Annotated in this window: 10 protein-coding genes and 2 riboswitches; of the genes, 2 read left to right on the plus strand and 8 right to left on the minus strand. The window is 39.5% G+C overall.

What is annotated here, in order from left to right; genetic code table 11:
- Positions 1 to 78: 78 nt before the first annotated feature.
- Positions 79 to 1,308 carry a multidrug effflux MFS transporter gene (locus BTO23_RS19745; RefSeq protein ID WP_061013286.1) on the minus strand — a complete coding sequence of 410 codons (1,230 nt, stop codon included), beginning with the start codon at positions 1,306 to 1,308 and terminating at the stop codon, positions 79 to 81.
- A gap of 97 nt (positions 1,309 to 1,405) precedes the next feature.
- On the opposite strand from BTO23_RS19745, the gene BTO23_RS19750 reads away from it, so the two are divergent.
- A complete protein-coding gene (locus BTO23_RS19750) occupies positions 1,406 to 2,371 on the plus strand; it encodes a LysR family transcriptional regulator (protein ID WP_061005022.1) in 966 nt (321 codons plus the stop codon).
- Between the two features lie 80 nt (positions 2,372 to 2,451).
- Positions 2,452 to 4,245 carry an aminopeptidase P family protein gene (locus tag BTO23_RS19755; protein WP_105064384.1) on the plus strand — a complete coding sequence of 598 codons (1,794 nt, stop codon included), beginning with the start codon at positions 2,452 to 2,454 and terminating at the stop codon, positions 4,243 to 4,245.
- 107 nt (positions 4,246 to 4,352) lie between these two features.
- Here the strand turns inward: BTO23_RS19755 and thiH are convergent, their stop codons facing one another.
- From thiH to BTO23_RS19790, 7 genes are all read right to left on the minus strand, one after another.
- Entirely contained in the window at positions 4,353 to 5,465 is a 1,113-nt protein-coding gene (gene thiH, locus BTO23_RS19760) for a 2-iminoacetate synthase ThiH (RefSeq protein WP_105064385.1), read from the minus strand.
- A gap of 21 nt (positions 5,466 to 5,486) precedes the next feature.
- The gene (locus BTO23_RS19765; protein ID WP_105064386.1) at positions 5,487 to 6,257 is read right to left on the minus strand and encodes a thiazole synthase; all 771 of its coding nucleotides are present in this window, start codon (positions 6,255 to 6,257) and stop codon (positions 5,487 to 5,489) included.
- A gap of 1 nt (position 6,258) precedes the next feature.
- Positions 6,259 to 6,459, minus strand: a complete 201-nt coding sequence (gene thiS, locus BTO23_RS19770; RefSeq protein ID WP_105064387.1) for a sulfur carrier protein ThiS — start codon at positions 6,457 to 6,459, stop codon at positions 6,259 to 6,261.
- An 8-nt stretch (positions 6,460 to 6,467) separates the two neighbouring features.
- The gene (locus BTO23_RS19775) at positions 6,468 to 7,310 is read right to left on the minus strand and encodes a HesA/MoeB/ThiF family protein (protein ID WP_060993437.1); all 843 of its coding nucleotides are present in this window, start codon (positions 7,308 to 7,310) and stop codon (positions 6,468 to 6,470) included.
- Between the two features lie 3 nt (positions 7,311 to 7,313).
- Positions 7,314 to 7,982 carry a thiamine phosphate synthase gene (gene thiE / locus BTO23_RS19780; protein WP_060993438.1) on the minus strand — a complete coding sequence of 223 codons (669 nt, stop codon included), beginning with the start codon at positions 7,980 to 7,982 and terminating at the stop codon, positions 7,314 to 7,316.
- 84 nt (positions 7,983 to 8,066) lie between these two features.
- Entirely contained in the window at positions 8,067 to 10,001 is a 1,935-nt protein-coding gene (gene thiC / locus BTO23_RS19785; RefSeq protein WP_105064388.1) for a phosphomethylpyrimidine synthase ThiC, read from the minus strand.
- A gap of 187 nt (positions 10,002 to 10,188) precedes the next feature.
- A riboswitch (TPP riboswitch) is annotated at positions 10,189 to 10,301 on the minus strand.
- A gap of 256 nt (positions 10,302 to 10,557) precedes the next feature.
- Positions 10,558 to 11,937, minus strand: a complete 1,380-nt coding sequence (locus tag BTO23_RS19790) for a voltage-gated chloride channel family protein (protein ID WP_060993440.1) — start codon at positions 11,935 to 11,937, stop codon at positions 10,558 to 10,560.
- Positions 11,938 to 12,063: 126 nt separating this feature from the next.
- Positions 12,064 to 12,130, minus strand: a riboswitch (Fluoride riboswitch).
- Positions 12,131 to 12,178: the final 48 nt, after the last annotated feature.

Genomic DNA, 12,178 nt, shown 5'->3' on the forward strand with positions numbered 1-12,178 from the left:
CTGAATATACACTGAAAGTCGCATTAACTGAATATATTAAGGAACAATATTGTTCCTTTTCTGTTCAATTTATAGGAATTACTTCTCAGTAATGCCTGAATGCCAACGTTGGCCTGTTTTTGTTAATAGGATCAGCAAGCCTGGGATAAGAAGCCACATCATTAGTGCTAAGAGTTGTGCAGAAGGGAGTGCTAATCTTTGCATTGTGCCAACAATGACGCCTGCACCACTCATTTGAAATAACCCTAATAATGCAGCAGCAGTACCAGCTCTATCACCAAAAGGTGCTAATGCTTTACCTGCCGCCGAACCCAGTACCCATGCGAAGCCTACTGACGAGAAGAAAATCGGGACCATAAACGCCCAAGCTTGCTGAATATGTTGGAAACTAAGCATTAATCCGCCAGCGATAACCAGTACGCTTAAGCCGAATAATAATGCCTTTTTCGTTCCGAATCTGACCATGAATTTAGGTGCAGCAAAACAAGCCATAATATTAAGTACGGCATTAACTGCAAACCAATTGGTAAACTCTTGCATCGTTAATCCAAGCTTATCAATAAGAAGCACTGGTGCTGATGTCACATAAGCTAAAATAACGCCCATTGCTAACATACATAACGTTGCGTGAAATAAAAAAGTGGGATGTTGCAGTACTGACCAATAACGAGATGGACTGATTAAGCGCCCTGTTTGTACCGTGTTTTTTGGCTTTGTTTCTTTATAATTAATTGCAATTAATGCCAAGCTCACTAGTGCGAAACCCGCCATAAAACTAAAGTTTGAACGCCAGCCAAAATGAATCGTTAAGTAGCTACCTAAAATTGGGGCTAAAGCAGGAATAAAACAAATTGCACCATTAAGATAACTAATCATTCGGCCACTTTTCTCAGCACCAAATGAATCACGAACGGAAGCAAATGCAGCGACTGACGTAGCACAGGCACCAAAGCCTTGTAATAAACGGGCAATTAATAGCATTTCCATTTCTTGAGCAGAATAAGCAAGTGCCGCACTCAATCCATAAATAACAATGCCGGTTAATGCAATTGGACGGCGACCATAGCGATCTGCCAACGGGCCTGCAAATAACTGTCCAAGGCCCATGCTAAACATGAACCACGTAATAGTATCTTGACCTAAGGTTGAAGCGACTTGAAACTCACTAACCATCATAGGTAAAGCAGGAAGATAAATATCAATAGCAAGAGGACTAAATAAAACCAAAACAACCATCAGAGCGATGATTTTTTTATCAGATGGTTGCGTAAGCGGTGTTGCTGGTTGAACTGAAGCTGGCGTGTGCATGTGTAACTCCTAAAATAGTTCGAGGAGTGTACTCAATTAGAGATATGAACAGAAATGGTTTATATTCAGATCTAACATTCTAATTTGGAATATCTCTATGTTCTTTGAAAAGTTAGCTAAAATTGACCTCAACTTGCTTTTAACTCTGCACTTATTACTAGAAGAAAAAAGCGTAACGCGCGCATCTCAACGTCTATGCTTGAGTCAATCAGCTGTCAGTAAGAACTTAGCTAAATTACGAGAGCAATTTAATGACCCCCTATTTACTCGTACCGCTTATGGCCTACAGCCCACGGCGAAAGCACGTAACCTACAAGGGCAACTGCATACGCTATTAAGTCATTTAGAAACCATTACAGAAGCCTCTAGCTTTGAACCTCAGCACAGCCACTATCGATTCCGATTAGGGTTAGTAGAAAGTACCTATCCATTATTGCTGCCACACTTCATGTCTTACATTTTAAATAAAGCCCCTAATGTCATGTTAGATACGCATCCTTGGGATATGACGACCTTAAAGAAATTGCAATCAGGTGAAATGGATATTGGTATTACGGGAAAGGATTTGGACCCCAAATACGCAAATATCACCATGCAAATGCCAGCAGATATACGAGGAAAAGAGATCTATCGAGACAGCCAGATGTGCTTAGTTCGTCCAGAACATCCAGTATTAACTCAAGAATGGACATTAGAGACTTACCTTCAACAACGTCATGTTCAAGTGCGTTGTGATGGTAAAGATCAGTGGTTACTTGATTATAAGCTGGCAGACCGAGGACTTGAGCGAAGCATTGGAATTATCGTCCCTGATTTTAATAGTGCAGCGAGTTTATGTACCCATACTGACTTAATATTTACTGCCCCTAGCCACTTCATTAAGTTAATAGCAAAGCAACTTAATTTGGTCGTCTTACCTTTGCCTACTGATTTGCCGCAAATGGCTTACACCCTTTTCTGGCATCAGCAAAAAGAGAATGATGCTGCAAATTGCTGGCTGCGCAATACCATAATTAATCACTGTAAAGATTTATCAGCATCAACAATTGCAGATGCGGGATAAAAGCGCTAGGTTATAACTCGAATAATAATCCCGCTTTCTGCCTCGCCATATACGGACAGAACATTAATAAGGATACTCAGATGCACCCACAGACTTCTCAACGCATTGAGCAACTTCGCTCATGGCTTGTTAAACAAGATTTTGACGCTCTTATCATTCCACATGAAGATGAGTTTTTAGGCGAGTACATTCCTGAACATAATGAACGTTTATTATGGGCAACAGGATTTACAGGCTCTGCAGGTGCAGCGGTAATCACCAAAGATAAAGCCGCGATTTTTGTTGATGGTCGTTATACTGTTCAAGTTCGAAAACAAGTTCCAGCGGATGTGTTTGAGTACCGCCATTTACATGAAGAACCATTATTAGAATGGATTAAAGATACTCTCGCTGCCAATTCAAAAGTCGCTGTTGATCCTAGAATGCATACTGCACAATGGTTAAAAAATGCAACGATAACGGTTGATGGTTTTGTTTCCTTAGAAACGATTACAAGTAACCCTATTGACCTTTCTTGGGCAAACCGTCCAGAAGTAAAAGTGTCAGATGTTCGTTTAATGCCTATTGATCTAGTTGGCCAATCAAGCACAGATAAGCGCAATGAAATAGCCAAAGAAGTTGCAAAGAAAAATGCGGATGCCGCACTATTGACACAATTAGATTCTATTTGTTGGTTGTTGAACGTTCGTGGTTTAGACGTATCTCGTTTGCCAGTGCTATTATCTCACGCCATTATTCATGCCGATGAAACTGTCGATTTCTTCTTAGATCCAACTCGACTGCCTTCTGACTTTAATCAACATGTTGGTCAAGGTGTTAGAGTACATAAACCTGAAGCCCTAAAATCAATTCTAGAATCACTTACGGGTAAAAAAGTATTGGTTGATTCTGCAACGTCAAACGCGTGGATATCATTAGTACTTTCAGATGCTAGAGCCACGATTATAGAAGCGTCTGATCCATGTTTATTACCAAAAGCCGCTAAAAATGACACTGAAAAAGCAGGCATGAAAGCGTGTCATATTCGTGATGGTGCAGCAATGGTGAAGTTTTTAACGTGGTTTGATGCAGAAATCGAAGCGGGTAATTTACATGACGAAGCGGTTCTAGCTGATAAACTTCAAGGCTTCCGTGAAGAAGATGAAACATTAGCTGATTTAAGTTTTGATACTATCTCAGCGGCTGCAGGCAACGCCGCAATGTGCCACTATAATCATGAAAACCAACCTGAACCAGGCAAGCTACAAATGAACAGCTTATACCTTGTTGATTCAGGCGGTCAGTATCCAGATGGGACAACAGACATCACTCGAACTCTTGCGGTTGGTACTCCAAGTGATGATATTAAACAGCAGTTTACTTTAGTTTTAAAAGGTCACATTGGTTTAGCTTCTGCTCGTTTCCCTAAAGGTACATGTGGTCATCAATTAGATATTCTTGCTCGTCAACATTTATGGGCTCAAGGCTATGATTATGATCATGGTACTGGTCATGGTGTTGGTCACTTCTTAAGTGTTCACGAAGGCCCACAACGCATTGCTAAAGTCGTCAATAATACGGCTTTACTTCCTGGTATGGTGCTATCAAACGAACCTGGCTATTACCGTGCTGACGAGTTTGGTATTCGTATCGAAAATTTAGAATTAGTAGTAGAGATTGAAACTAAAGGCGATTTCTCTGTACTTGGTTTTGAATCATTAACTCGTTGCCCTATTGATAAACGTTTAATCAATGTTGATATGCTAAACCGTCCAGAACTTGCTTGGTTAAACAATTACCATCAAAAAGTATGGGATGAAGTAAGTCCGTTAGTTGATTGTGACGTGAAAGAATGGCTAAAAAAAGCAACAGTAGAATTAAGCTACGAAAGTTAATTAATTTAAGCCAGTAATTAGAAATAAATGCCACGAATTAACGTGGCATTTTTGTATTTACTTTTAAATAAGTTTCACGTGAAACACTAAATTATCATGATAACGATCTATCCCGAATAACCTCGCTCCCAATCTTTCCAAACGGGTTCAAATCCCCTTGCTTTAACCGCTTGTGCAACCGCAAATGCTGGTCGTTCATCGCTAATCGAAAATTGTTCTAGTTCTTCATCATCATTAGCATAACCACCCGGTTGAGTTTTCGATGCCGCAGATAGTGATGTTATGCCCAATGACGATACATTATCTCGGAAATATTCAGACTCACGAGTTGATAATGAAAGCTCAACTTCAGAGTTTAATAATCGATAAGCACAAATGAGTTGTACAAGTTGTTTATCACTCATGATTGATTTGGGTTGCAAAGCCCCTTCACATGGACGTAAGCGAGGAAACGAAATGGAATATCTTGTTTGCCAATAAGTACGCTCAAGATAATCTAAATGTGCAGCAACATAAAAACAATCCGTTCGCCACTCCTCCAAACCAATTAACGCCCCTATGCCAATTTTATCAACCCCCGCTTTAGCTAATCTATCCGGAGTTTCTAACCGATAGTTAAAATCAGTTTTATTACCTCGAAGATGGTGCTCAGCATAGGTCGATGGATGGTAAGTTTCTTGATACACCATCACTGCATCTAAACCCAAGGTTTTCAGTTCAGTGTATTCAATCTGGTCAAGCGGTTGAACTTCCATCGCTACATAATTAAAACTACGTTTTATTTGTGGCAGTGTTTTACGAAAATAACTCATCCCAACTTTAGTTTCATGTTCTCCAGTAACTAAAAGCACACTGTCAAAATTCATCGCTTTTATCGCATCAATCTCATTAGCTATTTCATCTTGATTCAGTGTTTTTCGTTTAATACGGTTTTCCATCGAGAACCCACAATACGAACATGCATTCGCACACAAATTCGAAAGATAAAGAGGAATATAAAATCCCATAGTATAACCAAATCGTTGTCGAGTAAGTCGAGCTGACTCTTCAGCCATTAGCTCTAAATACGCTTCAGCTGAGGGCGAAATTAATGCTTTGAAATCTTCTAAATTACGCTTTGGTTTATTTAGAGCCCTTTCTACATCTTGTGCTGTTTTACTATAGATTGAGAGTTTCACCTCGTCCCAATTCAGGTTTTTCCATTCATTGGTAAATGTCATAGTCTTTCCTTAAATGGGCTGCTAATCCAAAAATGCCGTTAACGGACTCGATGCTACCGCTTGAGAACTCACAGACGCCAAACCATTTTCATACGCTAATCGTCCAGACTGAACAGATAATTTAAATGCTGTTGCCATTGCTACTGGGTTCCTCGCAGCGGCAATTGCGGTATTCACCAACACAGCATCAGCACCAAGTTCCATTGCAAAAACTGCATGAGATGGCGCACCAATCCCAGCATCAACCACAACAGGCACTCTCGCCTGATCGATAATAATCTCTAAAAAATCACGACTCACAATCCCTTTATTTGAACCAATAGGTGCTCCTAATGGCATTACTGCAGCACAACCTACTTCTTCTAATCGCTTACACAAAACCGGATCAGCGTGACAATAAGGCAATACAATAAACCCTTGTCGAACGAGTTCTTCCGCTGCTTTTAACGTCTCTATTGGATCTGGCATTAAGTATTTTGGATCAGGGTGAATTTCTAATTTAAGCCAATTAGTTTGCAATGCTTCTCTAGCTAACTGAGCCGCAAAAATTGCTTCTCGAGCATTCTTGGCACCAGATGTATTAGGCAATAAATTAATACCAGCATTAACAATTGGCTTCAAAATATCATCTTCCGGATTACTTACATCCACTCGCTTTAATGCCATTGTTGCTAGCTCTGAACCCGATTCAATTAATGCCTGTTGCATTATTGATGAATTAGGAAATTTTCCCGTTCCTGTAAACAAACGAGATGAAAATGATTTATTTCCGATAATCAGTGGTTGTGTCATATCAGCCTCCAGCAATGGCTTGGAATAAAGAGATTGATTCACCGTCAGATAAACCACGTTGTTGCCATTCATTTCTCGGAACAATTTGTTGATCAATAGCTAAAGCACATCCTTTAGTCTCTATTTGCTGTTGAGATAAAAATACGAGTAACGTGAGGTTTTTTTCTACTCGGTACTTCACACCATTTAATTCAATACTCATTAAATTATTCACTGACCAATACTCTCTCTTTTATTATGTGTTTCACGTGAAACATCCTGCAAATCACTTAATGACCCACATACAGGACAGCTATGATCTTTAGGGATATGAATTACAGACCATGCCAGTGTTCTTCCATCAAATTGATGAAGTGAATTCCATGTCATCCATTCTGGTTGAGTTAAATATTTAAGCGTTTCTAACGCTTGTAAATTACCAATAATGCCAACTACTGGGCCTATAATGCCAAAAGACTGACAATTTTGATTTTGCGGACTTTGAGTGAATGGAAATAAACAGTGGTAACAAGCCGACTGCTTTTCTTCAATAGCTGGTTGATTCGAAAACAGCATTAACTGCCCTTGCCACCCAATTGCCGCCCCAGAAATAAGTGGAACCTTTTGCTTAACACAAGCTAAATTTATCTCATGGCGAGTGGTTAAATTGTCAGTACAATCCAAAACGACATCGACTTGATTAATAAAACGAGATAACTCAGGTTCAGTTAAATGATGATTAATAACTTCAACATTCACTTGGCTATTTAGCTCTTTTATTTGTTGGGCCATCGCTATAGCTTTATTTTGTTTAAGGTTTGATTTACGAAAAACAACCTGTCTTTGCAGATTACTGAGGTCAAGATTATCTCCATCTGCAATAATTAACGTACCGATACCAGCGGCAGATAGATACATCCCAACCGCAGAACCAAGTCCGCCACAACCAATCATCAACACAGTACTATTTCTTAGTAACAACTGTCCTTTGTCGGCAATATCAGGCAACATAATTTGACGACTGTAGCGTAAGAAATCTTGGTCATTAAGACTTTCCATTAATAGATTACTCATCCATCACCCCAACGTTTTTGTCTGGCTTTCTATTTTTAGTTCTGCTCTTGGTTGAGCCAAAATAGAATTAAATTGAGCAAGCGTATCTTCTACGTTATCAGCTTGAGTAATGGCACGAACTACAGCAATACTATCTACACCGGTTTGCCATACCGCTTCAGCAACAGATAGATCAATTCCACCAATGGCAACTGTTGGTGTATCACCTGCGAGTTTTTGATTATTTGCCAAATTCTCTAAACCTTGAGGTTGAGATGGCATATCTTTTGTTGGTGTAGGGAAAACATGTCCCAAAGCTAAGTAACTTGGGTTAAGCGCTTTTACTTTAAGTAATTCATTATCATCATGAGTAGATAAACCTAAACAAATACCAGCATCTGATATTGCCTGCAAATCTGCTATCTCTATGTCTTCTTGTCCAAGATGGATACCAAAGGCTTGGTGTTTTATTGCTAATTCCCAGTAATCATTAATGAATACTTGTGCGTTATAGTAGCGACCAAATTCTATTGCCTTTATTATCTGTAGTTCTAAATCGGGTTGCTCTGCATCTTTAATACGTAACTGAACCGTCTGCACTCCCAACTTTAATAACGCTTCAATCCATAACACGTCATCAACAACTGGGTATAACCCAAACTTATTTTTATCTATTGAAGGAAACGAATACATACTGCTATCTCCAAACGGTGTTTCACGTGAAACACCGATATTAATAAATACGATTTAACCGTAATGATAAAAAATCACAGAGTCTTACTCTGCTTCAACTGCTGGGTGATAAAGTTCAGAACCCGATGCTTTAAATTCTTCTGATTTTTGACGCATTCCTTCAAGTGGGTCATCAATCATTTTAATTTCGATAGCTTGGTCCAGTGCAACTTGTTCTGTATCTTTAGCATACTCACGAACTTCTTGAGAAATTTTCATTGAGCAGAACTTAGGACCACACATTGAACAAAAGTGAGATACTTTCCCTGATTCTTGAGGTAGGGTTTCATCATGAAATTCACGAGCAGTTATTGGGTCAAGTGAGAGGTTAAACTGGTCTTCCCAACGGAATTCAAAACGAGCTTTTGATAACGCATTATCACGAATTTGAGACCCCGGATGACCTTTGGCTAAGTCCCCAGCATGAGCCGCTAACTTATAAGTAATCAATCCCGTCTTAACATCTTCTTTATTTGGTAAACCTAAATGCTCTTTTGGTGTGACATAACAAAGCATTGCACAGCCATACCAACCAATCATCGCGGCACCAATACCAGAAGTAATATGGTCGTATCCCGGAGCAATATCGGTAGTCAGTGGGCCTAATGTATAGAAAGGAGCTTCATGACAATGTTTGAGTTGTTCATCCATGTTCTCTTTAATCATGTGCATCGGTACATGACCAGGACCTTCAATAATGACTTGAACATCATAATCCCATGCAACTTTGGTTAACTCTCCTAATGTTCTTAGTTCGGCAAATTGTGCTTCATCATTCGCATCGGCAATAGACCCTGGGCGCAAGCCATCACCTAATGATAATGCCACATCATACTTGGCACATATTTCACAGATTTCACGAAAGTGTGTATATAAGAAGCTTTCTTGATGGTGAGCAAGACACCATTTCGCAATGATTGAACCACCGCGAGAAACAATTCCAGTAACTCGTTTTGCAGTCATTGGTACATAACGAAGTAACAATCCCGCATGAATAGTAAAGTAATCGACCCCTTGTTCTGCCTGCTCGATTAAGGTATCTCGCATTACTTCCCAATTCAGGTTTTCAGCTACACCGTTTACTTTTTCGAGAGCTTGGTACATAGGGACAGTACCAATTGGCACAGGGCTATTACGTAAAATCCACTCTCGTGTTTCGTGAATATTTCGGCCTGTAGATAAGTCCATCACCGTATCACCACCCCAGCGTGTCGACCAAACTAGCTTTTCTACTTCCTCTTCAATAGATGAACTAACCGATGAGTTACCAATATTGGCATTCACTTTAATTAAAAAGTTACGACCAATAATCATAGGTTCGGCTTCTGGGTGATTAATATTTGATGGGATAATCGCACGACCTTCTGCCACTTCTTTACGTACAAATTCAGGCGTGATTTCTTTTGGTAAGCTCGCACCAAAACTATGTCCAGGGTGTTGATGATTGAGTTGTTCATCTGCAAACTTTTGGCGGCCCATATTTTCACGAATCGCAATGTACTCCATTTCGGGAGTGATAATACCTTGGCGAGCATAATGAAGTTGGGTAACGCACTGCCCTTGTTTCGCTCGACGAATTGTTGGTAGGTTTCCATAACGAAGCTCATCAAGGGTTTCATCAGCCAATCGTTCTTGAGAATAAACCGAGCTAACGCCCCCCAAAACCTCAGTATCACAGCGCTCTTCAATCCAACGTTCACGAAGCTTTGGTAACCCTTGGTAAACATCAATGTCGTAATTTGGATCGGTATACACACCAGATGTGTCATACACTTGAATAGGTTCATTTGGTTCAAGAATTGGATTGTCTTTTGTTCCACCAACTAAGCTATCAGCCAATGCAATTTCACGCATAGGCACGCGAATATCAGGACGAGATCCTTCAATATAGACTTTACTTGAGTTTGGGTATGGTTGAACCGACAGCGATTCAATATTAGTTTTAGCATCTAAACGTGCTTGTTTACGACTTGACGACATAGCAAAATTCCTTGATAAAAATAGAATAATTGCTTGTCGGATTTGAGTTGTAGCAAGAGGATCTTAGTATAAAATTAAAGTGTGATTATAAGTTTTTATTACCTACATTGGTGTTATTTTCAATAGCAATAAATTCAAATGAATCGATTATCTATCAAACAATCCCACAATTTCTTTATATCTAAGATGTAAATGATCTCTTGTTCCCTTCGCAGGTATTAGCCTAATCAGGTTCTACGGATCCCGCAATGCGGTCTCAGCTCGTACTTTAAAAAGTACTAAGCACTCCGACAAGTTTCTTTCAGTTTTCTTTGGTGAAAAACTGAACTCTATCGGAGTATAAAGAAAGTAAATTAAAATTGAAACGGAGATTTAATCTGGTTGGTGGAGTTTGTGAGTAACCGCATATTGTGCTTTGTATATAACAACTCATATTGAGCCTTGTGTGCTTCGTAGCAAAAAAACACCTTTGCATCCGCAGCTCTTACACCATCAAATACAATGTTCTTTTTTTGGAGAAGCACATTAGGTTCTAATCTACATGTTTCACGTGAAACTACTTATCACCTTTGATTAATTTTTTAACCAAGTGCTTTAATGAAGAGGAGTTATACTCACGATATGAACCAATTTTATTCGAACCATCATGATCACGACCATGCTCTAACGTTTTAGAAACAGCAACGCGCTGAGAGGAATAAATTCCAGTATGGCCACTGAAGTAATATGCGGTATAACACGCTAACGCAAAGTAAGGTAAATAATCAGCACCAAACAATTCAACCCCCATAATAGTACACGCTAACGGTGTATTAGTTGCTGCAGCAAACACAGCCAAGAAGCCTAATGCAGCAAATAAATCAACTGGCGCACCCATCACCCAAGCTAAGAAATTACCTAGTGTTGCTCCAACAAAAAATAAAGGAGTAACTTCACCACCTTTATAACCAGCAGCTAATGTAATGGCGGTAAGCAATAGTTTTAAAATCCAACTATACCACTCAGCACCACCTGCACTAAACGCGGAAGTAATACTCACACCACCGTCTCGACTTGGATATACCCCAATACCAATGTAATCATAATTACCGATAAGCTGAGTGATACCAATCACCATCAAACCACCAACAACAACGATCAAATATGGGTTTTTAAGCGTTGCGTTAAACAAATCTTTGAAGCCATGAGTTAACTCACCAAATAGATAACCCGCTAAACCGAATGCGATCGCCGCGACAATAACCTTAGCCATGAGTACTAAATCAATATCTACAGTATGACCAAATAAAGTCGTAACTTGATCAAAACTAATTAAGTAATGTGTATGATGAGCACCCCATGCAGAGGCCACAACATTCGCCAAAATGGCTGCGAGCAAAGCTGGAATAATTGCATTGAATTTAATTCGACCAATAAAGAGAACTTCAAGCGCAAAAATAGCTCCAGTAAATGGAGTACCAAAAATAGACGCAAATCCTGCAGCAACACCCGCGGTTAACATCATTCTTCGGTCATCTTCAGATAACTTAAATACTCTTGATAACCAATCTGTTGTTGCACCGCCAATCTGAACAGCTGTTCCTTCGCGCCCAGCAGAACCACCAAAAAGATGAGTAATGACTGTAGTGATAAGAACTAAAGGTCCCATTCGAACGGGAACCCCTTCACCAGCCTGATTTATCTCATCCATGATCAAATTATTACCTCCCGCAGAGTTCTTACCCCAGTTACGGTAACTGTAGACAATCACTAATCCAGCAAGAGGTAAAAGGTAAATTAACCAAGGGTTGTTGATCCGAGTCTGAGTTGCTTCACTGAGCAACCATAGAAAGAAGGCATTAAATGAACCAACAAGCAAAGCAACCGGAAGTACAAGTAAAGACCAACGGAATACTTGAAAAAGGTTTTGAAAATTTCGATTTAAAGGATGTGCCATGAATATCTATCTTTTAATAATGGTTAATCAAAAGGATAGACTATCTTAGAAGAGAAGAGAAATAACAAACAACTCTACTATAGACGGATCTATCCCAATAGAATCAGAATAATCTGATCAGGATACGCTACAGTAGGAATCATTATCTCTAAATTAGAGCGGTTAAAGGTGGAAATCCATCACCTGAGATCGACGATAACACCAATCAATGAGAGAAATGCTACTCCTATCATTTATAAAT

The sequence above is a fragment of the Aliivibrio sifiae genome (assembly GCF_002954715.1).
GTDB lineage: Bacteria > Pseudomonadota > Gammaproteobacteria > Enterobacterales > Vibrionaceae > Aliivibrio > Aliivibrio sifiae.

Bases quoted from the DNA above. Each gene is read 5' to 3' on its own strand.
- BTO23_RS19745 (WP_061013286.1), bottom strand. From the start codon at position 1,308: ATGCACACGCCAGCTTCAGTTCAACCAGCAACACCGCTTACGCAACCA.
- BTO23_RS19750 (WP_061005022.1), top strand. From the start codon at position 1,406: ATGTTCTTTGAAAAGTTAGCTAAAATTGACCTCAACTTGCTTTTAACT.
- BTO23_RS19755 (WP_105064384.1), top strand. From the start codon at position 2,452: ATGCACCCACAGACTTCTCAACGCATTGAGCAACTTCGCTCATGGCTT.
- thiH (WP_105064385.1), bottom strand. From the start codon at position 5,465: ATGACATTTACCAATGAATGGAAAAACCTGAATTGGGACGAGGTGAAA.
- BTO23_RS19765 (WP_105064386.1), bottom strand. From the start codon at position 6,257: ATGACACAACCACTGATTATCGGAAATAAATCATTTTCATCTCGTTTG.
- thiS (WP_105064387.1), bottom strand. From the start codon at position 6,459: ATGAGTATTGAATTAAATGGTGTGAAGTACCGAGTAGAAAAAAACCTC.
- BTO23_RS19775 (WP_060993437.1), bottom strand. From the start codon at position 7,310: ATGAGTAATCTATTAATGGAAAGTCTTAATGACCAAGATTTCTTACGC.
- thiE (WP_060993438.1), bottom strand. From the start codon at position 7,982: ATGTATTCGTTTCCTTCAATAGATAAAAATAAGTTTGGGTTATACCCA.
- thiC (WP_105064388.1), bottom strand. From the start codon at position 10,001: ATGTCGTCAAGTCGTAAACAAGCACGTTTAGATGCTAAAACTAATATT.
- BTO23_RS19790 (WP_060993440.1), bottom strand. From the start codon at position 11,937: ATGGCACATCCTTTAAATCGAAATTTTCAAAACCTTTTTCAAGTATTC.